This is a genomic window from Caulobacter sp. GW821-FHT10A06, from assembly GCF_059415805.1.
In genome coordinates this window covers 278504-301594 of the sequence record NZ_JBWKNY010000002.1, presented here as the reverse complement: position 1 = coordinate 301594, position 23091 = coordinate 278504, and the positions used below count along the sequence as shown (strand labels likewise).

Here is a 23091-nt window from a genome sequence, read left to right as displayed (position 1 = left end):
GCCCTCACTTTTCGGCGGCGGCCTTCATGTTGGCCAGGCCCGCCTCGAAGTCCTTGCCGATCATCTGGTCCATGTTGAAGACCAGCCCCATCAGCTTGGCGACGTAGGGGTTCTTGCCTGACATCGACCAGGTGACCTTCGTGCCCGCGCCCTGCGGCTCGAACGTGAAGCGGCCGACATTGTCCGCCCTGAACGGCTTGATGAAGTGCAGGTCGAAGATCACCTCGCGGCCTGGCGTGACCTTGGTGATCTCCATGCCGCCCGTACCGACCTTGTCATTGCCCACCCAGGCATAGGTCGCGCCCACGCCAGCGGCCGGGCCGCCATAGGTGCGCTTCATGCCCGGATCGATCTTCTCCCACGGCGACCAGGCGCCCCATTGGTGGAAGTCCGAGACCATGGCCTCCAGCTTTTCCGGCGGCGCGTTGATCTGCGCCGTACGGGTGACGACAAAGTCGCCCGGCCGCGTGGCGGCGAAGGCCAGCACCGCCACGATGGCGACGACGATCACGATAAAAATGGTCTTCAGCATCAGTCTCTCCCCCTAGTTCTTTTCCGCCTCGGCGGTCACCCGATCGAGGTATTGCCGGATATTGGCCGCCTCGGCGGCGGTATTGGCCAGCGAAATCGCGCGGTCGAACGCCTGGCGGGCCTCGGCCTTGCAACCCGCCTGCAGCAGGAAGGCCCCGCGTGCGCCGTGATAGTGGAAGTAGCCCTCCAGCCGCGCGCCCAGCGGCTCGATCATCGCCAGCGCTGCCTCGGGGCCGCGCACCTTGGCCGTCGCCACCGCGCGGTTCAGGGTGATCACCGGCGAGGGCTGCATGATCTCCAGCGTGGCGTACAGCGCGTCGATGCCGGCCCAGTCGGTGTCCGCCGCCGTCTCGGCGCGAGCATGCAGGGCGGCGATGGCGGACTGCACCTGATAGGGACCGGGATCACGCTTCAGCATCGCCTTGTCGATCAGCGCCAGCCCCTCCCCGATCATCGTGCGATTCCAGAGGCTTCGGTCCTGATCCTCCAGCAGGATCGCCTGGCCGTCGGCGGTAAACCGAGCCTCCGAGCGGGCATGCTGGATTAGCAGCAGCGCCGTCAGCCCCATCATCTCCGGCTCGGCCGGGAACAGACGCAGCAGCAGGCGCGCCAGGCGGATGGCCTCGTCGCACAGACCGCCCCGAGCCTCGACCGCCTTGCCGCTGGCCGAATAGCCTTCGTTGAAGACCAGGTAGATCATCGCCGCCACGGCCGCGAAGCGCTCAGCGCGCTCGACCGGCCCCGGCGCCTCGAACGGCGCGTCGCCGGCCCCGATGCGGGCCTTGGCCCGGGTGATCCGCTGCTCCATGGCCGCTTCGCCGACCACGAAGGCGCGGGCGATCTCCTTGACCGACAGGCCCGAAACGATGCGCAGGGCCAAGGCGATCTGCTGGGTCGCCGGCAGATCCGGATGGCAGCAGATGAACAGCAGCCGCAGGACGTCGTCACGATAGTGCGAACCGTCCAGCCGCTCGGCCGCCTCGGCCTCGGCGTCTTCGAGGTCGGACAGCAGTTCCTCGGGCGGCAGGACGGTGTTGCGGCTGGTCTTGCGGATCGAGTCGATGGCGGCGTTGCGACCGACCATGATCAGCCAGGCGGTCGGATCGCGGGGCGGGCCGTTCTTGGGCCAGCTCTTCAGGGCGCGCAGGCAGGCGTCCTGGAACGCCTCCTCGGCCGCGTCCATGTCGCGGAAGTAGCGCAGCAGCGCCGCCATGGCCTGGGGCCGGGCGGCGGTGATCGCGCCCTCGATCCAACCGAGGTCGGTCACGCGCCTGCCACCTCCGGAGTCGGGGCCGGGTTGAACAGCGCGATCGGACGGATCTCATACGAGCCGCCCGGATTGGCCTTGCCCAGGTCCTTGGCGATGTCGAGCGCGCCTTCTAGGTCGTCGCAGTCGACGACGTAGAAGCCCAGCAGCTGCTCCTTGGTCTCGGCGAACGGACCGTCCAGCACCAGCGGCGGCTCGCGGTCCTTGCGCAGGGTCGTGGCGGCCGTGGTCGGCATCAGGCGGGCGACGGGACCCAGGCGGCCCTGCTTGGCCAGGTTCTCCTGGACGGCGATCAGCTTGCCCATGACCTCGTCCTCGTGGTCCTTGGACCAGCCACAGATCACGTCTTCCTGGTTGTAGCAGAGTATGGCGTAGAGCATGGGCGGTCCTCTTTCTCCGTCTCTAGGACGGCGGACTATGCCCATATCCGACATCGCCTCGAGAATTTTTTAGAGACGCCTCAGCCGGCGGCGAACGGGCTCGTCGTAGACCTTCAGCACCGCCCAGGCGAAGACCAGGATCACGGGAATGGCGACGGCGGCGAAGCCCAACGGATAGCCCTTGCCGCCGATCGCTCGGAACAGCCGCAGCATCAGCTCCCAGCCCAGCCAGTGCAGGACGTACAGCGGATACGAGATCGCGCCCGAGATGCGGCAGAGCACACCCTGGAAACCCTCCGGATCCTGCCGTCCGGCCAGCACCATCAGCGGGAAGACGACGCTCACGCAGGCGAAGTCGTAGAGCCAGTTCAGCGGCGTCCACGGCACGCTCATCACCACGGCCAGCACGACCGCCAGCACCCAGGCCGGGACCGCCAGGCTCGTGAACGGCTGCACCCGATAGCAGCCCCAGCCCAGCAGGAAGGCGAAGATCGTGCGCAGGAAGCTGATCACGAAGGTGCCCCGGTCCCAGCCGGTCAGCACCCCGCCCATGCCGTGCGCGACATAGGCCATGATCGGGATCAGCAGCACGATCATCAGCACGTGACCCATCACGCCCAGCCGCCGCAGCGGGAACCAGGCCGCGCCGACGACCAGCTCGAAGAACAGCGACCAGGCCGGCGGATTCAAAGGGAAAAGCGGCGAGAAGCCGGTGTCGTCCACCCAGACCCTGGGGATCATCAAGAGGCCCAGGCCCAGCCACCCCGGCACGTGCTCGCGATGCTGGATGATCACCGTCGCGCCCGCCAGCATGGTCACGGCGATCAGCGGCCACAGCCGCACCAGCCGCTGGCGCATGAAGCCCAGCCAGCCGATCTCGCGCCGGCCATAGGCGTGGGCCAGGACGAAGCCCGACAGGCAGAAGAAGAAGTCGACGGCCAGGTAGCCGTGCGCGACCACCCACGGCCGGCCAGTCCAGCTGCCGATGTGGTACAGCATGACGCCGACCGCCGCGACGCCGCGCAGCCCGTCCAGCGTCTCGTATCGTCGCCCCGCTTCGTACGCTTGCAAACTGTCCGCCCCCGCGCCCCGCCCTTGCTTAGCCGACGGGTTTCTCCAGCAGCAAGGCCTTGGTCAGGAAGGCGCGGTCTTCGCCGATGACCCGCAGGCCAGCTTCGGCGAACAGGGCGACCAGATCGGTCTCGGCGTAGCTGCCGTAGTACGGCTCATGGAAGTAGACCGGGAAAGCTTCCAGCAGCCGGGCCAGGTCCGGCGTGTCGGTCGGCTGCACCGATTCCGCGAAGACCAGCACCCCGCCGGGCTTGAGCACCCGCGCCAGGCTGGCCGCCACGACGGGGCGAACACGCGGCGGCAGTTCGTGGAAGAGATAGACGCAACTGACCGCGTCCAAAGAGGAATCCGCGAACGGCAAAGCTTCTGCATTCGCTTTGACGCCGCCCGCGCCGGTGCGTTTGCGAGCCTGCGCCAGATAGGCTTCCGAGAGGTCCAGACCAGCGGTCGCCGCGCGCGGAAAGGCCGACTTCAGGTCCTTGAGGAAAGCGCCCGAACCGCAGGCCACGTCGAGGATTTTCGCGTCGCGATGGTCGCGACCGCGCCAATGTTTGGCCAGCAGCGACAGCCCCCGTCGGCGCATCGCCCCGGCCGTGCCGGAGAACAGCGCCTCGACCTGGGCGTCGTAGCGGCGGGCGCTCTCTTCGGTGAACCAGCCGCCCGACTGGTAGTGGAAGTTTTGGCGATAATAGGTTGGATAGGCTGAACTATCGACCGCATCACGAACCTCGACGCCGTCACCTCGGCGGCGGCGCTGATCGACCTCGAAGGCGTCGGCAATGAAGTCGGCGGCTTCGCGCAGGGCGGCCGAGGGGCGGACCAACCCATCCTCGATGGCGGGATAGAGCCCGGCGGCGACGTCGCGGGCGTCCTTCTCGAACGCCTCCAGATAGGCCTTCCGCAAGCTGCCCTTCGCGGCTGGAGCGGACTTGGGCGAAAAGCTGCGGGCCTGCTCGCCCTGGGTCGGCCGGGTCAGGGAGCGGGCCAGCGAACCGGTCGCCGTCCACCAGGCCGCCTTGACCATCGCCCTGGCCCGTTGGCTGGCGGCGTCGACCGTGAAAGCCGCCCTCGACCGACGTTCGTCCATGCCCGCTCCTAGCGCGTGAACACCCCGACCAACTCAATATGCGGCGACCAGACGAACTGGTCCACGGGCAGCACCTTGTCCAGGCGGAAGCCGGCGTCGACCAGAGCGCGGGCGTCCTTGGCGAAGGTCGCCGGATTGCACGAGACGCTGACCACCTTGGCGACCTTGGACTTGGCGATCTCGACCGTCTGCTCGGCGGCCCCGGCGCGCGGCGGGTCGATGACGACCACGTCGGTCTTGGCGAGCTCGGTGCTGAGCACCGGACGTTTGACCAGGTCGCGTGCCTCGGCGTTGATCGGTTTCAGGCCCGGCGCGGCGCCGATCGCGGATTTCAAGGCGGCGACGGCCTGCGGGCTCATCTCGGCGGCGTGCACCGCCGCGACCTCGGCCAGGCGGAAGGTGAAGGTGCCAACGCCGCAATAGAGGTCGGCGATGCGACTGGCGGCCTGGCTCTCCGCCACGGCGAACTCGACCATCGCCCGCTCGGCGGCCGGCACGGCCTGCAGGAAGCTGCCCGGCGGTAGAGCGACCACGGCGGGGCCCAGCTTCACCATCGGCTGGCGCGCGCCATAGACGGTCTCGCCGGCCAGGGTGACGCGGGCGAAGTCGCCGTCGCTGGCCGCCATGGCCGCGCGCATGCGGGCGTCGGCCGACAGGCCCCCGCTCTTGCGCTCGACACCGGTGACGTCGATGTCCAGGCCCGTGGCGGTCAGGGTCACGTGCAGGGTCGGCGCGGACTTGGGGTGCTCCAGGAACGGCTCGGCCAGGCGCGCGAGGGCTGGCAAGGCCGCGATGAGGCGCGGGTCGGTGACCGGACACTCGGCGAGCGGCACCAGGTTCCAGGAGCGGCGCTCCTTGAAGCCCAGCAATGCGCCCTGCCCCTTGCTGCCCCGTCGGGCATGCAGCGCCACCCGGCGGCGCGAGGCCGGCGGCGCGGCAAAGGCCGGCAGGATCTCGGTCTCCAGACCTTCCATCGACAGCTGGACACGGACCTGCTCGGCCTTCCAGCCGAGATAGGGCGCAGCGGCCCAGTGCTGCAGGGCGCAGCCGCCGCAATGGCCAAAGTGCTTGCACGGCGCGGCGACACGCTCGGCGCTGGCCTTCACGATTTCGGCGATCTCGCCGCGCGCGCCTTCCATCTTGGCCAGGATCGTTTCGCCCGGCAGGGTCAGGGGCACGAAGGCCGGCTTGCCGTCGGCAAAGCGGGCGAGACCGTCGCCCTGGGCGCCGATGGCGTTGATCATCAGTTCTTGCATCTGCCGTCCATACCCCAAAACCGGGGCTTGAGCGCGGCCTTCGGACGATTTTCTGTTCGGTGAAGAAAGCTGTCAGCCACCATTCATCTTGGCCGGCGCATACCTAGATCAACGGATGGGCGTGGCGGTCACAAAAAGGCCGCCCCTTAAAAAGACAAGCTTCTCTCATGACCATGACCGCCTCCAAGAGCAGGACCTCCAAGATGAAGACCGTTCTGGGCGTCACCGCCGCCCTCGTCTGTGGCGTGCTGACGCCGACCCTGGCCTCGGCTCAGTCCTATGGCACCACGCCCTACGGCGGCGGCGCCTACAGCCAGGGCTACTACGATCCTTGCCAGCGCTCGACGACGCAGCGCGGCACGGGCGGCGGTCTGGCTGGCGCGGCCATCGGCGCTGGCATCGGCGGCGGCGTCGCCGCGCGCGGCGCCAAAACCGAGGGCGCTGTCCTCGGCGGCCTGCTGGGCGCGGTGATCGGCTCGAACATCGGCAAGAACTCGGCCGCCTGCACCTCGGGTCGCGCTCCGCCCCCGCCGCCTCCCCCGCCGGCCGCCTATAACGACTCGTACGACTACGACCGCGGCTACCGCTCCAGCTCGTACGAAGACGCCCGCCGCGACGCCGATCGCGACAGCTACTACGAGCGCTCGTATGAGCGTCGTGAAGGCTACCGCGTCAACGACCGCAGCGGTCAGGCCGACGTCAACGGCTGCACCCTGGCCGAGAGCCCGATCTACCTGCCGGACGGCCGGACCCAGAAGCGCTTCGTGCGCGTCTGCCCGGACGCCAACGGCAAGTACCAGGTCGTCGACTAAGTCCCGACCTCTCTTGTGGAAGACGGATCGGCCGCCCCTGTCGGGCGGCCGTTTTCGTTTCTACCGCTTGATCGCCCAGACGAGGCGCTCGACCTGGCCGTCACCGCCGGTGATCGGGCTCTCGGTCAGGCCCTTCACCGACCAGCCGGAAGCTTCCAGGAACTCGCCCACCTCGCGCTCGACGCGGGCGATGATCTCGGGGTCCTTCACCAGACCGCCCTTGCCGACGAAGTCGCGGCCGGCCTCGAACTGCGGCTTGATCAGCGCCACCAGATCCGCGCCCTGAGCCGCCAGGTCCAAGGCCGCCGGCAAGGCCTTGGTCAGGGCGATGAAGCTGACGTCGCTGACCACCAAGGCCGGCGCGGTCCCGATCACCGTCTCGTCCAGCGCCCGGGCGTCGACGCCGGACAGGTCGACCACGCGCGGATCGTCCCGCAGCTTGGCGTGCAGCTGTTCGCGACCGACATCGACCGCGAACACCGTCTGCGCCCCACGCGACAGCAGCACCTCGGTGAAACCGCCGGTCGACGCGCCAACGTCCAGCGCCACCCGCCCCTCCACCGCGACCGGCCACAGGTCCAGCGCGTGGATCAGCTTCAGCGCCCCGCGCCCGACCCACGGATGGGCGGCCTCGGCGACGATCTCCGCATCCGAGTCGAAGGTGTCGGCGGGCTTGGTGATCACCTTGCCATTGACCGTGACCAGCCCAGCCTCGACGGCCGCACGGGCCTTGGCGCGGCTGTCGACGACGCCCCGCTCGACGAGCAACATATCGATACGCTTGCGGGCCACGCGGCCTCCTCGAAAGTTCAGACCGCCGTCTAGCACGGGGTTGCGGCGCAGGTCTCTTCGGGATCAACTGAACAGCGATCACCGGCGCGCAAGACGCCGGCCAAAATACTTTTAGGTCTGAGCGTGGCGACGCCACGCTCAGGAGGGGGAAACAACCGATGCGATTCACTCGTCGTGGCCTGATGGCCGCTTCCGCCGCCGTGGCGGCCGCATCCTCAGTGGAGGCAAAGCCCAAGACCATGTCCGCACCCGCGCCCTGGACTCCCGACGCCACCGAACTGGCCGGCCGCATCCGTCGCAAGGAGGTCAGCGCCGCCGAGGTGGTCGAGGACGCCATCCGCAAGGCCGAGGCCCTGCAGCCGCAGGTCGGCGCGATCGTCACCTCCGACTTCGACCGCGCCCTGGACAAGGCCAAGGCCGGCCAGCTGTCGGGTCCGTTCGCGGGGGTGCCGTTCATGGTCAAGGACCTGGACCCCTACAAGGGCCTGCCCACCCGCAACGGCTCGCGCAGCGGCCTGCGCAGCCCGCCCGAGACCACCCAGACCCAGTATGTCGACGCCTTCGACGCCGCCGGCTTCGTGGTGATCGGCAAGTCGGCGACGCCGGAATACGGCTTCCTGCCGACCACCGAGCCGATGGGCTTCCAGCCCACCCGCAATCCCTGGAACACGGCGCGCTCGTCGGGCGGCTCCTCCGGCGGCGCGGCGGCGGCCGTGGCGTCGGGCATGGTGCCGATCGCCCACGCCAGCGACGGCGGCGGCTCGATCCGTATTCCGGCCAGCAACTGCGGCCTGTTCGGCCTGAAACCCTCGCGCGGCCGCATGCTGCAAGGCCGTCCCAGCACGCGTGGCCTCGACATCTCGGTCTCGCACGCCCTGAGCCATAGCGTCCGCGACTCCGCCGCCCTGTTCGCCGCCACCGAGCGCACCGGCGCTGATCAGGTGTTCAAGCCGGTGGGCGTCGTCACCGAACCGCTCAAGAAGAAGCTGAAGATCGGCCTGGTCATGCAGACCGGCACCGGCGTGACGCCCGATCCCGAAGTGCAGGCCGCCGTCAACAACGCCGCCAAGCTGCTGGAAAGCCTGGGCCACAAGGTCGAGCCCACGACCTGGCCCATGAACGGCGCCCAGTTCGGCCAGGACTTCACCGTGCTGTGGGCCAGCGGCGCGGCCGAGCTGGTCGCCGGAGTCGGCAAGGCCATGGGCCGCAAGCCCGACGCCAATGTGCTGGAGCCGTTCAGCCTAGGCATGGCCGAGCTGGTCGGGCAGCTGCCGCCAGGCGCCCTGCCCGCCGCCATCGAGCGCCTGAACGCCGACACCAGAGCCTATGACGCCTGGCTGACCAAGTACGACGTCATCCTGTCGCCGGTGCTGGGCAAGCCGCCGGTCGAGTTGGGTTATGTCGCCGGCTGGGTTCCGTTCCAAGAGCTGCAGGCGCGGCTGCTGACCTACGTCGGCTACACCCCGCTGCACAACGTCGCCGGCGCGCCGTCAATGAGCGTGCCGCTGCACTGGACCGCCGACAGCCTGCCGGTGGGCGTCCAGATCGCCGGCCGTGCGGGCGGCGAGGCGCTGCTGTTCCAGCTGGCCTACCAGCTTGAAGCCGCCCAGCCCTGGGCGCACCGCAAGCCGCCGGTCGGCCTCTAAGTCTGCGTGCGGTCGCGGACATGCTCAAGCATGTCCGCGATCAGCGCGAAGTCCATCCTGTCGGGCCTGCGCCAGCGGATGCAGCCCTTGCCGTGATCGATACCCGCCAAGCGCGCGTCGAAGGCGTCCATGGCGGTCTGGCCGACATAGAAGGCGATGTGTTGCTTCTGGCTGTTGAAGGCGATCCACGGCAGCTTCGGCGGGCCGTAGGCCGGCATGCCGAAGGCCATCAGCTCGTGCTCGGCCCCGAAGGTCTGGAGACAGAGCGCTCTCAGCTGGTCCAGCGCCGGGCGGCGCTCCGGCGCGACCTCTTCCATGAAGTCATCGACCGTCGCCGCCTTCGACTGGACCATCGGAGTTACCCCTCGACGAACACCTTCTTGAGTTCGTTCTTCATGATCTTGCCATTGGCGTTGCGCGGCAAGGTCTCGGGCCAGAACACCACCTTCACCGGCACCTTGAAAGCCGCCAGGCGGTCGGCGACGAAGGCCCGCAGCTCGGCCTCGGTGGCCTCCGCGCCAGGCTTCAGGGTCACGACCGCCGCCGGCTCTTCGCCCAGGGTCTTGTGCGGGATGCCGACCAGGGCCGCGTCCATCACCGCCGGGTGGTCGTAGAGGCAGTTCTCGACCTCGATGCAGTAGATGTTCTCGCCGCCGCGGATCAGCATGTCCTTGGCGCGGTCGATGATGAAGCAGAAGCCCTCGGCGTCCAGGCGCGCCAGGTCGCCGGTGCGCACCCAGCCGTCGACGAAGGTGTCGGCGCTGGCCTCGGGCTTGTTCCAGTAGCCGCGCACCACCTGCGGGCCTTTGCACCACAGCTCACCGACGTCGCCGATCGGCAGCTCGCGGTACGGGGCCTCGACGGTCATGATCTTGAGGTCCGTCACCGGCACGGCCGGGCCGCAAGAGTCGGGACGGTTCTCATAGTCCTCGGCCGAATTGGACGTCGCCGTGGCCGAGGTCTCGGTCATGCCCCAGCCGTTGCCCGGCGAGGCCTTGGGCCAGATTTCTTTGATCTTGCGCACCAGCTCCGGCGCCGACGGCGCGCCGCCATAGGCCACGGCTTCGATCGAGGAGAGGTCGTACTTCTCGCGGTTGGGATGCTCGATGATCTGCCAAGCAATGGTCGGGACGCCGCCCATCTGGGTCAGGCGCTCGTCCTGGATCAGCTGCATGGCCTTGTCGGGATCCCACTTGCGGATCATGGCCAGCTTGGCGCCGCCGAACAGCGAGGGGTTCAAGACCGCGAAACAGCCCGTGGCGTGGAAGAACGGCACCGAGATCAGCGAGCCCTTCTGAGGCAGGCTGGGATCGGGCTGGGGCGGCGCCTCGCCCCGACGCAGAAAGCTGCGCGCCCCGGCGGCGGCGGCGGCGAAGATGTTGCTGTTGACGTTGCGATGGGTGCCGATGGCGCCCTTGGGCTTACCCGTGGTGCCCGAGGTGTAGAAGATCGTCGCGTCGTCATCGGGGGCGATGGCCACCGTCGGCAGCGGCTTCTCGTCCAGCTTGATCCAGTCGTTGGGGCAGCCGATCGCCTTCTCCAGGCGCTTCACGTAGGGGTGGGCGATCTCTTCCTTCGAGCGGCTGACATAGACGCGCTCCAGCGCCGGGCAGTGGTCGAAGTGTTCGGCCAGGCGCTCGAAGCGCTCGACGTCGACGATGGCGACCTTGGCCCCGGAATCGACCAGGCCGTACTCCAGTTCCGCGCCGGTCCACCAGGCGTTCAGCGGCGTGACGATCGCGCCCAGCGACAGCGCGCCATAGAAGGCCACCGGCCATTCGGGCAAGTTGCGCATGACGATCGCGACGCGGTCGCCCTTCTGGACGCCAGCCGCTTCCAGCTCGGCGGCCATGTGGGTCACGGCGCGGTAGAAGGCCTCGAAGCTGACCCGCTCGTCCTCGTGAACCAGGAAGATCTTCTCGCCGTGCGAACGGCCGAAGGCGACGGTGTCGCGCAGCGTGGGGGGAGCGTTCTTCCAGGTCCGGGTCTTCACGCCCCGGATCTCCACCTCCTCCATCTCGCCGGGCGTGCCGGGCGCGGTGATCAGCGCATAGGCCTGCTGGACGGACATCGCGGGCCACGGCGCGGGCTTGGAGGCGGCCTGGGTCATACGGAAACTCCCTCGGTATCGGTGTCGCGCCCTGTTTGATCGAGCGCGTTCGACGACCAGAGAGCACAGCCGGAAGCGGGATGCAAACGTCCGTTTGACGCTAGGAGAACATTGATAAGTTACAACCCTAGCCGGGCGACTTTTTCAGCTTCTGCAGCCATTGGGCCGCGTTCTTGTTGGCGGGATCCAGCGCCAGGGCCTTGTCATAGGCGACGATCGCCGAGGCCGTGTCGCCATTGGCCGCATAGGCCTCACCCAGGCTGTCGAAGGCGTTGCCGCTGGTCGGGTTGAGGTCGGCGGTCAGCTTCAGCACCGCCAGGGCCGAGCGCGGCTTGCCGAAGCCCATCAGGCGATAACCCCAGTCGTTCAGCTCGTGCTCGTCGGCGGCGAAGCCGGGGTTGGCCTTGCGGAAAGCGGCGACGGTCGCGGCTGGGTCCGCCCTTTCCTGCCCCGTCAGCGCTTCGCGCAACGCGGCGACGCCGGTCAGGGTCATGCCAGGGATGAAGCCCTGGGCGATCTCGTCGACCAGGTCCTCGGGCGTCGAGCCGGCCAGGTTGGTCAGGATGACCACGCCAACCTTGTCGTCCGGATAGAGGTACATGGCCGAGCGACTGCCGCCTGTCATGGCCACGGCGCGGTGCGTCGGCCGGTCCATGACCAGCCAGCCCATGCCCCACTGGCCCTTCTTGCCATCGTTGAAGGCGACAGGGGTCCACATGGTCGCGCGGGCGGCCGGCTTCAGCAGCTTGCCGTCCTGCAGGGCGATCAGCCATTTGGCCATGTCGCCGGCGGTGCTGTTCATGCCCGCCGCGGCGCGGTGCAGCGGCGAGAATATCTCGGTGCGCACGGTCGGCTGGTCGGGCGCGGCCTTCCGATAGCCGTAGGAGGTCACCTTGTTCGGGTCCTGGTCGCGGGTGTCCCCGAAGCCGCTGTGGGCCATGCCTGCCAGGCTGAACTGCTCGCCGGCCAGGGTCGCGTCGCGCGGGCGCCCGCGCAGGCCGTTGATGGCCATCTGCACCAGGGCGTAGTTGGTCTGGTTGTACTCGAACCGCTGGCCGGGCTGGAAACGGATCGGCTTGGCCAGGGTGGCCGTCCAGGCGGCGTCGCCGTCACCGTCGTCGTCCTTGAAATCCGGCAGGCCGGAAGTGTGGCTCAGCAGACGCCGCACCTCGATCCCGCGCCAGGCCTCCGGCAGGTCCGTGACATAGCCGCCGATCGGCTTGGCCAGGTCCAGCCGCCCGGCCTCGACTTCACGCATGGCGGCCACGCCGGTGAAGGCCTTGGTGATCGAGTTGATCGGGAAGACGGTTCCGGGCGTCACCGGCGTCTGCTTGGTCAGGTCGGCGACGCCATAAGCGCGGGACATGACGATCTTGCCGTCCTTGACGACGGCGATCTGGAGGCCGGGGATGTGCTGCTCGGCCATGGCCCGGCGGACGATCGCATCGGCCCGTTCGACCGGGTCCGGCGCGGCCTGGACGCTTCCGGCAGCCAAGCCCAGTATAAGCAATCCCAGACTCAGAACTCTCATCGCCGCACTCCCTCGTCGAGGGCGGCAAGAGAACAGCCTGGCCTGTCCCGGCCCAGTTAATCCTTGGTCATGAACCGGAGCGTAGCGTTGTCCCAGTCCCTGCTGTTCCCCGATCGCGAGTTCGCCGCCTTCCTGTTCGACATGGACGGCACGGTCCTGACCTCGATCGTCGCCAGCGAGCGGGTCTGGGGGACCTGGGCTCGGAAACACGGCCTGGACGTCGAGGCGGTGTGCAAAAGCATCCACGGCCGCCGGGCGGTCGAGACGGTGCGCAGCTTCAACATCCCCGATGTCGACGAGGACGCCGAGGTCCAATGGCTGATGCAGGCCGAAATCGCCGACACCGACGGGATTGACGCCATCGAGGGCGCGGCCGCCTTCCTGAACGCCCTGCCCGCCGACCGCTGGGCGGTCGTCACCTCGGCCCCGCGCGAGCTGGCCAAGGTGCGGCTGGCGGCGGCCGGCCTGCCCATCCCCGCCGTGCTGGTCACGGCCGAGGACGTCGAGCGCGGCAAGCCCGCGCCGGATTGCTTCCTGCTGGCGGCCCAGCGCCTGGGTCACAGGATCGAGGATTGCCTGGTGTTCGAGGATGCCCCAGCGGGCATCGCGGCCGGCGAGGCGGCGGGAGCCAAGGTGGTGGTGATCACCGCCACGCATAGCCATCCGCTGGAGACGCCGCATCCGGGCGTCTCCAGCTATGGTCTTCTCAAAGCTACGCCCGAGGGCGTGCTGAGCTTCTAGCCCACCGACTCCAGACGGCTCAGGGCCGCCTCGAGCTTGGCCTTGGCGGCTTCGGCGTCGGCGAGGCGTTCGCGGTTTTCCTCGATGACCTCTTCCTTGGCGCGGGCCAGGAAGTCCGGGTTGCCGAGCTTCTTGCCGACCTTCTCGATCTCGCCGACGTGGCCGGCGATTTCCTTGGTCAGGCGAGTCTTCTCGGCAGCCAGGTCGATGAAGTCGGCGATGCCGAGCGCGCCGGTGGCCTCGCCCATCACGATCGGGACGGAGCCAGCCGGGGCCGCATCGGCTTCACGGGCGCCGTCAAGGCGCGCCAGGGTCAGCAGCAGGTCGCGGTGACGCGCCAGGCGGGCCTTGGTCTCCGCGCCAGCGCCGACGACGGTCAGCGCCGGCTTGGCCGACGGCGGCACGTTCATCTCGGCGCGGATCGAGCGGATCTCGCCGACCGTGCCGACCAGCCAGCCGATCTCGGCCTCGGCTTCCGCGTCGATCCAGCTTTCCGGCAGGTCCGGCCACTGGGCCGAGATCAGCATGCTGTCGCGAGCCGGGCCGAACTCGGCGGTCTTCTCCCACAGCTCCTCGGTGATGAACGGCATCACCGGGTGCAGGAGCTTGAGGATCACGTCCAGCGCCCAGGCGGCGGTGGCGCGGGTCTCGGCCTTGGCCGCCGCGTCATCGCCGTTCAGGACCGGCTTGGCCAGCTCCAGGTACCAGTCGCAGAACACGTTCCAGACAAAGCGGTAGAGCGCGCCGGCGGCCTCGTCGAACGCCGGGCCTTCCAGGGCCTTGGTGACCTCGGCCACGGTCTTGACCGTCTCGCCGCGGATCCATTTGTTGATCGGCTGCTGCACGGTCGCGGGATCGAAGCCCTCGACGCGCACGCACTCGTTCATCTGGGCGAAGCGCGAGGCGTTCCACAGCTTGGTGCCGAAGTTGCGATAGCCCTCGATGCGCTGCTTGCTGAGCTTGATGTCGCGCGCCTGGCCCGACATCGCCGTCATGGTGAAGCGCACCGCGTCGCAGCCCAGCTCGTCGATCAGGATCAGCGGATCCATCACGTTGCCCTTGGACTTGCTCATCTTGGCGCCCTTCTCGTCACGGACGAGGGCGTTGATGAACACCTGCTTGAACGGGGCCTCACCCATGAAGTGGATGCCCATCATCATCATCCGGGCGACCCAGAAGAAGATGATGTCGAAGCCGGTGACCAGGGTGCTGGTCGGATAGAAGCGCGCGACGTCCGGGGTCTTTTCCGGCCAGCCGAGGGTCGAGAACGGCCACAGGGCCGAGCTGAACCAGGTGTCGAGGACGTCTTCGTCACGCTTCAGCTCGACGTCGGCGCCGAACTGGGCGCGCGCGGCGGCATAGGCTTCTTCTTCCGTCTCCTCGACGAAGATCGAACCGTCCGGGCCGAACCAGGCCGGGATGCGGTGGCCCCACCACAGCTGGCGCGAGACGCACCACGGCTCGATGTTGCGCAGCCATTCGAAGTAGGTCTTTTCCCAGTGCTTGGGCTCGAAGACCGTCTCGCCGGTCTCGACGGCCTTCAGGGCCGGCTGGGCCAGGGTCTTGGCGTCGACGTACCACTGGTCGGTCAGGAAGGGCTCGATGACCACGCCCGAACGGTCGCCGTGCGGGACCATGTGCTTGGTCTTCTCGATTTCCTTCAGCCAGCCCTCTTCCTCGGCGCGGGCGACGATCTCCTTGCGCGCGACGAAGCGGTCCTTGCCGACATATTCGGCCGGGACGCTGTCGTTCAGCTTGGCTTCCGGCGTCAGGATGTTGATCGCCTCCAGCCCGGCGCGCTTGCCGACGCCGAAGTCGTTGAAGTCGTGGGCCGGCGTGATCTTCACCGCGCCCGAGCCCTTGGTCGGGTCGGCATAGTCATCGGCGACGATCGGGATGCGACGGCCGACGATCGGCAGGGTCACGAACTTGCCGACCAGGCCCTTGTAGCGCTCGTCGTCGGGGTGAACCGCGACGCCGGTGTCGCCCAGCATGGTCTCGGGTCGCGTCGTCGCGACAACAATGTAGTCGCGGGTCTCGAACTCGGTGGCCTTGCCGTCGTCATCGAAGGCGATCGGGTGCTGGTAGGTCACGCCGTCGGCCAGCGGATAGGCGAAATGCCAATAGGCGCCGTCGACTTCCTTCTGCTCGACCTCGAGGTCGGAGATGGCGGTCTGGAACTGCGGGTCCCAGTTGACCAGGCGCTTGTCGCGATAAAGCAGGTTCTGCTTGTAGAGCTGGACGAACACCTTGCGGACGGCGGCTGACAGGCCTTCATCAAGGGTGAAGCGCTCACGCGACCAGTCGCACGAGGCGCCCAGGCGGCGCAGCTGGTTGGTGATGGTCCCGCCGCTCTCGGCCTTCCATTCCCAGACCTTGTCGACGAAGGCTTCCCGGCCCATGTCGCGGCGGCCGATGTTGCCGGCGGCGGCCAGCTGACGCTCGACCACCATCTGGGTAGCGATGCCCGCGTGGTCAGTGCCCGGCAGCCACAGGGCGGCCTTGCCGCGCATGCGGTGGAAGCGGGTCAGCACGTCCTGCAGCGTGTTGTTCAGCGCGTGGCCGATGTGCAAGCTGCCCGTCACGTTCGGCGGCGGGATCACGATGACGAACGGCTCGGCGTTCGGATCCTCGCTGGGCTTGAAGGCCCCGGAGGCCTCCCAGGCGGCGTACAGGCGGGGTTCGACGGATTTGGGATCGAAGGTCTTTTCGAGCATGGCGGGGGATATGCCATCTGCGGCCCGGTCGGGAAACCGGCGGGCCTGGGTTTTCTGACGGTTGGAAACGAAAAAAGGCGGCCGCCGGAGCGACCGCCTCGATTTTCCAGGTGCTGGAAGAAGCTTAGACGCCGCGACCGCGGGCGATCCGTTGCACTTCTTCCTCGACCTTGGTCTCGACGATGCGCGGCAGGTTCTGGTCCAGCCACTCTTTCAGCAGCGGGCGCAGCAGCTCGCGTATGACGTCTTCCAGGGTGCGGGCGTCCTTGGGCATCAGCAGAGCCGAGCTCAGGCTGCCGAAGGCGCTGGCGGCCGCCGACGATGCGGTGGCGCCGACCAGGGTCTCGGCCACTTCATCACGATCGAAGACCGGCGACGGCGCGGCCGGCGGCGGCGTGTAGACCGGCTCCGGCTCGGGCTCCGGCGAATAGACGTCGATGTCGCCGACGGTTTCCAGCGGCTCGGGCTCGGGCTCCGGCGCGATCGGGTCGGTCAGCTCGAGGATATCATCCTCAATGACCGGCTCGGGCTCGGGCTCCGGCGGCGGAGGCGGAGCCGCCTCGGCCGCAGGCTCCGCCGGCGCGTCATCCTCCGAGATGATGCGTCGGATGGAGGCGAGGATCTCCTCCATCGTCGGTTCTTGAGAGCTCTGATCGGACATGATGCGGGGCCGTCGTAAAGAGGTACGAATCCTTGCGCGCTCTAGGACACGCTTCGCCGCGATGGTGCAGACTTACGCGTGTTAAGCAAGCGTAAGTCCGCGCCTGGGCGGAATCGACGCGGGCGCGAAACCTACTTAGAGGCAGGCTGCGACTTGGTCGAGGGCGCACCGACTTTATCGATCGCCTGAACCACCGGTTCCCACGGCACCCAGCCGGCGCTGTGCGTCACGCGGTCGTACGAGGTCTTGGGATCGTAGGCGGTCGCGCCCGAGGCCAGCTTGGTCACGTCCAGTTGGCCCATGGCCTGCAGCAGCGAGGTGCTGGCCACGTATTCGTCGCGGCGAGCCGTCACCAGGGCCAGTTCGGCGTTCGACAGTTCCAGCTGGGCGTTCAGCACGTCCAGCGTGGTGCGCAGGCCGACCTGCTGTTCCTGGCGCACGCCTTCGAAGGCGATGCGGGTCGCCCGCACCTGCTCTTCGTTGGAGCCCAGGTTGGCGCGGGTGGCCAACAAGGTGCTCCAGGCGGCCGAGACTTGCTGGATGACCTGACGCTTGGCGCCGTCAACCGCCACGCGGGCGGCGTTCTCGCGCTCGCGGGCGGCGCGGACGTTCGAGGCGTTCAGGCCGCCGGTGAACAGCGGCACGCGGGCGGTCAGCGAACCGGCGATCTGCCGGTCGTACTGGCCGAATTGCTTGCCGTTGCCGTTCGCCTCGGCGGCGTCATAGCCCAGGCTGGCGCCGGCCGAAACGGTCGGCAGATAGGCGGACTTGGCCAGGGCCACGCGCGCCGTAGCGGCCTGCTCGGCATAGCGGGCGGCCAGCACGGCTGGATTGCTGCCCTCGGCGGCGTCGAAGGCCTGCTCGACCGAGGCCGGCAGCACGCTGGCCAGCGACGGCTCGGGCGCCAGGTCGGTCGGGTTCTGGCCGACGATCTGGGCGTAGGTGGCGCGGGCGATGGCCAGGTTGCCCTGGGCCGACGACTGGCTGGCCTTGGCGGCGGCCAGGCGGGCCTGCGACTGGGCGACGTCGGTGCGGGTGATTTCGCCGACCTCGAAGCGGGCGTTCGATTCGTCGAGCTGGCGCGTCAGCACCGCGACGTTCTCGTTGGCGATGCGCAGGGTTTCCTGACCGCGGCGCACGTCGACATAGGCGGCGACCACGCTGGCCAGAACGCTCTGCTCGACGCGGCGCAGGTCTTCGCGACCGGCCAGCACGTCGGCCTCGGCGGCTGACAGGTTGGCGGTCGCCTGTCCGCCCGTAAAGAGCGGCTGCGACAGCTGGATCTGGGCGCTGCTGGTCCCGACCTTGTTGACGTCCGAACCGGTGACCAGCACGCCGCCGACCAGGGTGGTGGATGGGTGCGCCAGGTCGGTGCGCGAGTTGGTCAGGCCGGCCGTGGCGTTGACCGTCGGGCGAAAGCCGGTGCGGGCCCGGACGACGCTCTCGTCGGTCGCGCGCTGGACGGCGCGCTGCTGCTGCAGCGTCGGATTGGTCTGATACGCCAGGGCGGCGGCGTCGGCCAGGGACTCGGCGTGAGCCGCGGAGAACGCCCCGGCCATCAGGCCGGCGCTGCAAGCGGCGGCCAGCAATCCGGCCCGTCGACGGTTCGACATCAAGATTCTATCCCCAATCACGCGAAGGTCGCGCCCTGCACAATATGATCGCGTGTAAGTCGGACCGCCAGACGTCGCCAGTTAAGCTTTTTTCACGCAGACGTTGCGGCAGGCGGCCGGGGTGGTCGGCGATCTAGAAGCTGAACCCGGTCTCCGTCTCGAAGCCCGCCAGAACCGGCGGCGAGGCGTCGAACGCCTGGCGATGGCCCACGCCGTCTTCCGCACGCAGATAGATGGCCGCGCGACCCACCGGGCCGGTGCGCTCGATCACGCCCAGGCGACCGCCGGCGGCCAGGGCGTCCTGCCAGGCCTTCGGGGCCACGGCCACGGCGCCTTCGCAGATGATCACGTCGTACGAGCCGGCCGGGACGCTCTTCAGGTCGTCGCCGTCCAGGCGGGTGACCGCCAGGCCCATCTTTTCCAGCACGGCGGCCGCGTACGGCGCGGCGATGGCCAGGGCCTTCTCGCCTTCGCGCGGCTTCAGGACTTGCAGCAGCTTGCCCACTTCACGCGGACGCAGCAGCCAGCGGCCCGGCGCGTATTCGATGTCGGCGTCGGCGTAGGCCAGATAGGCCTTCGACGCCGGCACGACGGCTTCGCGCGCCACCACCCGCAAGGCGTCCTGCAGCGGCAGGTCGGTGACGTCGGCGGTGCGAATTTGGCTCTCGACCATGTTCAGCCGCGCGGCGGCGAAGTCGGTGCTCATGGAATCCCTCGAAGGACTGGACTTTCGAGCAGGCTTATAGGTCCGCGTCCGGCCGAAACGCAATGCGATCCGAGGCCGCGCTCGCCCGCCTATCGCCCCCTGACGGCCTTAAAAGCGTCATCGACTTCCCCCGGCATGCTGAAAAAGACCAAAGGACGGTCATCAGAAGTAGTGACGGTCGTTGTCACGGAACATCGATTGATCAAGATCGACCTATGGTAAATAAGCAGCCGTGGGTGGCAAAGCCGCCAACGGGGGAGGAAGCCGGAACTGTAGGCTTCGTGGGGAAATTGCCATGTTGAGTGCGCCAGTTGTGATCGCGGGAGCGATCTGCGCCCTGATCGTCATCTATTTCCTGCCCCGTCTCGATGGCGTGGCCCGCAAGTTCTATGGCCGTTACCGCCGCCGCCAGCGCAACCAGCGGCAGGAGCGCGAGCGCCAGGAACAACTGGAACGACGCACCCAAGGCCAATAAGGCCGTAAAAGGGCAATCGGCGGAACCAAACGCGACCGACGGAACTGATTTCTCGCGGACCAGTGCCGCGTTTCAGTTCCTCCCGTCCCCAAGGTCCGTCCATGAAGATCGCTCAGGTCACTCCTCTCTACGAGGCCGTCCCGCCGCGCCTGTATGGCGGCACAGAACGCGTCGTCGCCCACCTGACGGACGCCCTGGTCGACCTTGGCCATGAGGTCACGCTGTTCGCCAGCGCCGAGGCTCAGACCAAGGCCAAGCTCATCGCCGTCCGCGACCAGGCCATCCGCCTTGATCCCGCGCCGCTGAAGTCCGACCTGGCCGCCCACCTGGCCCAGATCGCCGAGGTCCGCGCCCTGGCCGACCAGTTCGACGTCGTCCACTTCCACACCGACATGGTGCAGTTCCCGTTCTTCGCCGACCGGGCCGATCGCACGATCACCACCCTGCATGGTCGCCTGGACCTCAAGGACCTGCCGGCGGTCTACAAGCGCTACCCGCAGTTTCCGCTGGTTTCGATCAGCGACGACCAGCGCCGCCCCCTGCCCTTCGCCAACTGGGCCGGCACCGTCCATCACGGCATGAATGCCGAGCTCTACACCTTCTCGGAAAAGAGCGAGGGCTACCTGGCCTTCCTGGGCCGCATCTCGCCCGAGAAGCGTCCCGACCGCGCGATCATGCTGGCCAAGCGCCTGGGCAAGAAGCTCAAGATCGCCGCCAAGGTCGACGCCGCCGACCGCGCCTATTTCGAGGACAAGATCGAGCCGATGATCAACGGCGACCCGCTGATCGAATTCATCGGCGAGATCGGCGACCACCAGAAGTCGGCCTTCCTGGGCGGGGCGGACGCCCTGCTCTTCCCGATCGACTGGCCCGAGCCCTTCGGCCTGGTGATGATCGAGGCCATGGCCTGCGGCACGCCCGTCGTCGCCTATCGCTGCGGCTCGGTGCCGGAGGTCATCGACGACGGCGTGACCGGCTTCATCGTCGACAATGACGATCAGGCGGCCGAAGCCATCATTCGTGCGTCGGCTCTGGATCGGAACCTCGTACGTCGGCGTTTCGACACAAGGTTCTCGTCCGAGGCGATGGCCCGACGCTACGTCGCGCTTTACGAAAAGCTGTGCGACGGCGCCGCCGTCTACCCATCCCTCGTCGACCTGGCCGCCAGTGCTTAGAAACAGCTTTTAGGAGGGGCCATGGAGAATCTGGCGCCGGCGTTGGACGCCCCCGTCGACTACGGTGTGACGGCGGAGGTCCGCGCGCCACAGAATCTCTATGCCCTGAAGGACAAGGACACCTTCATCGTCGCCGACGAGTTCGGCGACATCGCCGGCCAGGGCGATGGTCTCTTCCACAACGACACCCGCATCCTGTCGTTTTACCGGATGACGTTGGGCGGTCGTCCCATGTCGCTGCTGTCAGCGGCCGTGGCGCACGACAACGTGTTCTTCACCTGCAACGGCACCAACCAGGCCCTGCCCTATCCGGGCGAGCGCATGGGGCCGCCCGGCGTGCTGCACATCGAGCGCAAGCGCTTCCTGTGGGGCGAGCGGCTGTATGAGCGCGTGCGCTTCGTCAACTACAGTCGCGACACCGTGCTGCTGCCGATGGCGCTCGAGTTCGACGCCGACTTCCGCGACATGTTCGAGGTGCGCGGCAGCCATCGCGCCAAGCGCGGCGTGAAGGGTCCGCCCCATGTCGACGGCCGCCGCGTGGCGTACAGCTACATCGGCCTGGATGGCGTCGAGCGCGCCTCGTTCATCACCTTCTCGGACGCGCCCTATCGCCTGAGCGCGCACAAGGCCGAGTTCATGTTCTCGCTGCATGCCGAGGGCGAGACCGAGCTCTATATCGAGATCGGCATCGTCGACGGCCACACGCCCAGCCGAGAGCGCTTCCGCGACGCCGCCGCCCGCGCGCGCTGGGACATGCGTTCGCGCCGCCGGCACGGGGCGCGGCTGAACAGCTCGGGCCGGCTGTTCAACGAGTGGCTGGGCAAGTCCCGCTCGGACCTGGCCTTGCTAACCACCAAGATGGAGACCGGCCCCTACCCCTATGCCGGCATCCCATGGTTCTCGACCGCCTTCGGGCGCGACGCGATCATCACCGCCTGGCAAATCCTGTGGTTCGAACCCTCGCTGGCCAAGGGGGTGCTGCGCTACCTGGCGGCCCACCAGGCCCATGAGCGCTCGACCTTCCGCGACAGCGCGCCTGGCAAGATCATGCACGAGACCCGCAAGGGCGAGATGCCGGCCATGGGCGAGGTGCCGTTTGGCCGCTATTACGGCGGGGTCGACACCACGCCGCTGTTCGTGGCCCTGGCCGGCGCCTACCAGCAGCGCACCGGCGACGACAAGCTGATCGATGAGCTGTGGCCAGCCCTGACCGCCGCCATGCACTGGATCGAGCACGACGGCGACAGCGACGGCGATGGCCTGATCGACTACGCCCGCGGCCAGGACAGTGGCCTGTCCAACCAGGGCTGGAAAGACAGCGAGGACAGCGTCTTCCACACCGACGGCCGCTATCCGTCCGGCCCCATCGCCCTCGTGGAGGTGCAGGGCTACGCTTTCGCCGCCTATCGCGGCATGGCTCGCCTGGCCGAGCGTCGCGGCGAGATCGGCCAAGCGACTATCTGGAAGCAGAAGGCCGCCACGCTGCGCGAAAAGGTCGAACAGCTCTTCTGGATGGAGGAGCGCGGCTTCTACGGCATCGCTGTCGACGGCCAGGGCCAGCTGTGCCGGCCGTTGTCGTCCAACCCCGGCCACCTGCTGTTTTGCGGCCTGCCCACGCCCGAACGGGCCCGCAAGGTCACCGACCAACTGCTGTCTTCGCCGTTCAACTCCGGCTGGGGCCTGCGGACGCTGGCGACGGGCGAAGCCCGCTTCAACCCGATCAGCTATCACAACGGCTCGGTCTGGCCCCACGACTCGGCGCTGTGCGTCATGGGCCTGTCGCGCTACGGCGAGCGTGACGGGGTGGTGAAGCTGACGGCCGACATGTTCGAAACCGCCAGCCGCATGGGCATGCGCCTGCCCGAGCTGTTCTGCGGCTTCCCGCGCTCGCCCGGCGAGCCACCCGTAGCCTATCCGGTCGCCTGCCTGCCCCAGGCCTGGGCCGCCGGCTCGGTGTTCATGCTGCTGCAGGCGTGCTTGGGGATCAGCGTCGACGCCAATCGCGGCGAGATAGAGCTGGTCGACCCGCGCCTGCCCATCGGCATCGATCGCCTGCGCGTCGATCGCTTCCGGGTCGGCGACGAGACGGTCGACCTGACCTTCGAACGCCAGGGCGACAAGATCTCGGTCCACGCCGATGGCGGCGTGCCGCTGACGATCCGGTCGAGACCGTCCTGGGACTAATTTTCAGGGAATCCCCGCCTGGGGAAGAGTGGCTCCGCGGGTAGGATTCGAACCTACGACCAGCCGGTTAACAGCCGGCTGCTCTACCACTGAGCTACCGCGGAACAGGTCGCTCTTTCAGAAGAGGCCGGATGATAGCCGCCGACTCGAGTCGATGCAAGCGGCGATCATCGGCCTTGGACGAAACGCCGCGACGCGCGAGGACGCGCGCCCGCGAGGGCGTTCAAACTCATAAAAAGTCTGAGAAATTCCTCGAGAGGAAGAGTGGCTCCGCGGGTAGGATTCGAACCTACGACCAGCCGGTTAACAGCCGGCTGCTCTACCACTGAGCTACCG

The 23091-nt window shown here is 68.0% G+C and carries 20 protein-coding genes and 1 tRNA gene; 6 read left to right on the top strand and 15 right to left on the bottom strand.

Annotation, left to right across the window (positions count from 1 at the left end; all coding sequences use genetic code 11):
• Nucleotides 1-4: 4 nt before the first annotated feature.
• The 6 genes from AC07NF_RS05345 to AC07NF_RS05320 form a co-directional block, all read right to left on the bottom strand.
• The gene (locus AC07NF_RS05345) at nt 5-532 is read right to left on the bottom strand and encodes an SRPBCC family protein (protein ID WP_494628372.1); all 528 of its coding nucleotides are present in this window, start codon (nt 530-532) and stop codon (nt 5-7) included.
• 12 nt (nt 533-544) lie between these two features.
• Nucleotides 545-1798, bottom strand: a complete 1254-nt coding sequence (locus AC07NF_RS05340) for an RNA polymerase sigma factor (protein WP_494628374.1) — start codon at nt 1796-1798, stop codon at nt 545-547.
• On the bottom strand, nt 1795-2178 hold the full coding sequence (locus AC07NF_RS05335) for a YciI family protein (RefSeq protein WP_494628376.1): 384 nt from the start codon (nt 2176-2178) through the stop codon (nt 1795-1797). The genes AC07NF_RS05340 and AC07NF_RS05335 overlap by 4 nt, the downstream gene beginning before the upstream one ends.
• 69 nt (nt 2179-2247) lie before the next feature.
• Entirely contained in the window at nt 2248-3249 is a 1002-nt protein-coding gene (locus AC07NF_RS05330; RefSeq protein WP_494628378.1) for an acyltransferase family protein, read from the bottom strand.
• A gap of 28 nt (nt 3250-3277) precedes the next feature.
• Complete coding sequence (locus tag AC07NF_RS05325; RefSeq protein WP_494628380.1) at nt 3278-4336, bottom strand: class I SAM-dependent methyltransferase; 1059 nt, start codon at nt 4334-4336, stop codon at nt 3278-3280.
• An 8-nt stretch (nt 4337-4344) separates the two neighbouring features.
• The gene (locus AC07NF_RS05320) at nt 4345-5592 is read right to left on the bottom strand and encodes a class I SAM-dependent RNA methyltransferase (RefSeq protein WP_494628382.1); all 1248 of its coding nucleotides are present in this window, start codon (nt 5590-5592) and stop codon (nt 4345-4347) included.
• A 167-nt stretch (nt 5593-5759) separates the two neighbouring features.
• On the opposite strand from AC07NF_RS05320, the gene AC07NF_RS05315 reads away from it, so the two are divergent.
• A complete protein-coding gene (locus AC07NF_RS05315) occupies nt 5760-6404 on the top strand; it encodes a hypothetical protein (protein ID WP_494628384.1) in 645 nt (214 codons plus the stop codon).
• A 60-nt stretch (nt 6405-6464) separates the two neighbouring features.
• Here the strand turns inward: AC07NF_RS05315 and AC07NF_RS05310 are convergent, their stop codons facing one another.
• Complete coding sequence (locus AC07NF_RS05310; RefSeq protein ID WP_494628386.1) at nt 6465-7196, bottom strand: TlyA family RNA methyltransferase; 732 nt, start codon at nt 7194-7196, stop codon at nt 6465-6467.
• A 158-nt stretch (nt 7197-7354) separates the two neighbouring features.
• Between AC07NF_RS05310 and AC07NF_RS05305 the strand changes: the two genes are divergently transcribed.
• Complete coding sequence (locus AC07NF_RS05305) at nt 7355-8842, top strand: amidase (protein ID WP_494628388.1); 1488 nt, start codon at nt 7355-7357, stop codon at nt 8840-8842.
• On the opposite strand, the gene AC07NF_RS05300 is transcribed toward AC07NF_RS05305, so the two are convergent.
• The 3 genes from AC07NF_RS05300 to AC07NF_RS05290 form a co-directional block, all read right to left on the bottom strand.
• A complete protein-coding gene (locus AC07NF_RS05300; RefSeq protein ID WP_494628390.1) occupies nt 8839-9195 on the bottom strand; it encodes an iron chaperone in 357 nt (118 codons plus the stop codon). The two genes, AC07NF_RS05305 and AC07NF_RS05300, sit on opposite strands and share 4 nt — an antisense overlap.
• Before the next feature lie 5 nt (nt 9196-9200).
• Nucleotides 9201-10952: a class I adenylate-forming enzyme family protein gene (locus tag AC07NF_RS05295; protein ID WP_494628392.1), complete on the bottom strand. Its 1752-nt coding sequence runs from the start codon at nt 10950-10952 to the stop codon at nt 9201-9203.
• A gap of 127 nt (nt 10953-11079) precedes the next feature.
• Nucleotides 11080-12483, bottom strand: a complete 1404-nt coding sequence (locus AC07NF_RS05290; protein ID WP_494628394.1) for a serine hydrolase — start codon at nt 12481-12483, stop codon at nt 11080-11082.
• A gap of 87 nt (nt 12484-12570) precedes the next feature.
• On the opposite strand from AC07NF_RS05290, the gene AC07NF_RS05285 reads away from it, so the two are divergent.
• A complete protein-coding gene (locus AC07NF_RS05285; RefSeq protein WP_494628396.1) occupies nt 12571-13224 on the top strand; it encodes an HAD-IA family hydrolase in 654 nt (217 codons plus the stop codon).
• Here AC07NF_RS05285 and AC07NF_RS05280 read toward each other — a convergent pair.
• From AC07NF_RS05280 to AC07NF_RS05265, 4 genes are all read right to left on the bottom strand, one after another.
• Entirely contained in the window at nt 13221-15941 is a 2721-nt protein-coding gene (locus tag AC07NF_RS05280) for a valine--tRNA ligase (protein WP_494628398.1), read from the bottom strand. The two genes, AC07NF_RS05285 and AC07NF_RS05280, sit on opposite strands and share 4 nt — an antisense overlap.
• 124 nt (nt 15942-16065) lie before the next feature.
• On the bottom strand, nt 16066-16602 hold the full coding sequence (popZ, locus tag AC07NF_RS05275) for a pole-organizing protein PopZ (protein ID WP_494628400.1): 537 nt from the start codon (nt 16600-16602) through the stop codon (nt 16066-16068).
• 131 nt (nt 16603-16733) lie between these two features.
• A complete protein-coding gene (locus AC07NF_RS05270) occupies nt 16734-18215 on the bottom strand; it encodes a TolC family outer membrane protein (RefSeq protein WP_494628402.1) in 1482 nt (493 codons plus the stop codon).
• A gap of 133 nt (nt 18216-18348) precedes the next feature.
• Complete coding sequence (locus AC07NF_RS05265; protein WP_492810018.1) at nt 18349-18921, bottom strand: protein-L-isoaspartate O-methyltransferase family protein; 573 nt, start codon at nt 18919-18921, stop codon at nt 18349-18351.
• Nucleotides 18922-19216: 295 nt separating this feature from the next.
• Between AC07NF_RS05265 and AC07NF_RS05260 the strand changes: the two genes are divergently transcribed.
• The 3 genes from AC07NF_RS05260 to AC07NF_RS05250 all read left to right on the top strand — a co-directional run bounded on the left by AC07NF_RS05260 (nt 19217) and on the right by AC07NF_RS05250 (nt 22755).
• Nucleotides 19217-19396 carry a hypothetical protein gene (locus AC07NF_RS05260; RefSeq protein ID WP_492810016.1) on the top strand — a complete coding sequence of 60 codons (180 nt, stop codon included), beginning with the start codon at nt 19217-19219 and terminating at the stop codon, nt 19394-19396.
• A 101-nt stretch (nt 19397-19497) separates the two neighbouring features.
• On the top strand, nt 19498-20571 hold the full coding sequence (locus AC07NF_RS05255) for a glycosyltransferase family 4 protein (protein ID WP_494628405.1): 1074 nt from the start codon (nt 19498-19500) through the stop codon (nt 20569-20571).
• A gap of 21 nt (nt 20572-20592) precedes the next feature.
• On the top strand, nt 20593-22755 hold the full coding sequence (locus tag AC07NF_RS05250) for an amylo-alpha-1,6-glucosidase (RefSeq protein WP_494628407.1): 2163 nt from the start codon (nt 20593-20595) through the stop codon (nt 22753-22755).
• Between the two features lie 29 nt (nt 22756-22784).
• On the opposite strand, the gene AC07NF_RS05245 is transcribed toward AC07NF_RS05250, so the two are convergent.
• Nucleotides 22785-22859: transfer RNA gene (locus AC07NF_RS05245), tRNA-Asn, on the bottom strand.
• Nucleotides 22860-23091: the final 232 nt, after the last annotated feature.

Excerpts from the sequence above, each read along its gene's own strand:
- AC07NF_RS05250 (WP_494628407.1), top strand. The coding sequence starts at position 20,593 with ATGGAGAATCTGGCGCCGGCGTTGGACGCCCCCGTCGACTACGGTGTG.
- AC07NF_RS05280 (WP_494628398.1), bottom strand. The coding sequence starts at position 15,941 with ATGCTCGAAAAGACCTTCGATCCCAAATCCGTCGAACCCCGCCTGTAC.
- AC07NF_RS05290 (WP_494628394.1), bottom strand. The coding sequence starts at position 12,483 with ATGAGAGTTCTGAGTCTGGGATTGCTTATACTGGGCTTGGCTGCCGGA.
- popZ (WP_494628400.1), bottom strand. The coding sequence starts at position 16,602 with ATGTCCGATCAGAGCTCTCAAGAACCGACGATGGAGGAGATCCTCGCC.
- AC07NF_RS05270 (WP_494628402.1), bottom strand. The coding sequence starts at position 18,215 with ATGTCGAACCGTCGACGGGCCGGATTGCTGGCCGCCGCTTGCAGCGCC.
- AC07NF_RS05320 (WP_494628382.1), bottom strand. The coding sequence starts at position 5,592 with ATGCAAGAACTGATGATCAACGCCATCGGCGCCCAGGGCGACGGTCTC.
- AC07NF_RS05255 (WP_494628405.1), top strand. The coding sequence starts at position 19,498 with ATGAAGATCGCTCAGGTCACTCCTCTCTACGAGGCCGTCCCGCCGCGC.
- AC07NF_RS05345 (WP_494628372.1), bottom strand. The coding sequence starts at position 532 with ATGCTGAAGACCATTTTTATCGTGATCGTCGTCGCCATCGTGGCGGTG.
- AC07NF_RS05265 (WP_492810018.1), bottom strand. The coding sequence starts at position 18,921 with ATGAGCACCGACTTCGCCGCCGCGCGGCTGAACATGGTCGAGAGCCAA.
- AC07NF_RS05300 (WP_494628390.1), bottom strand. The coding sequence starts at position 9,195 with ATGGTCCAGTCGAAGGCGGCGACGGTCGATGACTTCATGGAAGAGGTC.
- AC07NF_RS05260 (WP_492810016.1), top strand. The coding sequence starts at position 19,217 with ATGTTGAGTGCGCCAGTTGTGATCGCGGGAGCGATCTGCGCCCTGATC.
- AC07NF_RS05305 (WP_494628388.1), top strand. The coding sequence starts at position 7,355 with ATGCGATTCACTCGTCGTGGCCTGATGGCCGCTTCCGCCGCCGTGGCG.
- AC07NF_RS05295 (WP_494628392.1), bottom strand. The coding sequence starts at position 10,952 with ATGACCCAGGCCGCCTCCAAGCCCGCGCCGTGGCCCGCGATGTCCGTC.
- AC07NF_RS05315 (WP_494628384.1), top strand. The coding sequence starts at position 5,760 with ATGACCATGACCGCCTCCAAGAGCAGGACCTCCAAGATGAAGACCGTT.
- AC07NF_RS05325 (WP_494628380.1), bottom strand. The coding sequence starts at position 4,336 with ATGGACGAACGTCGGTCGAGGGCGGCTTTCACGGTCGACGCCGCCAGC.
- AC07NF_RS05335 (WP_494628376.1), bottom strand. The coding sequence starts at position 2,178 with ATGCTCTACGCCATACTCTGCTACAACCAGGAAGACGTGATCTGTGGC.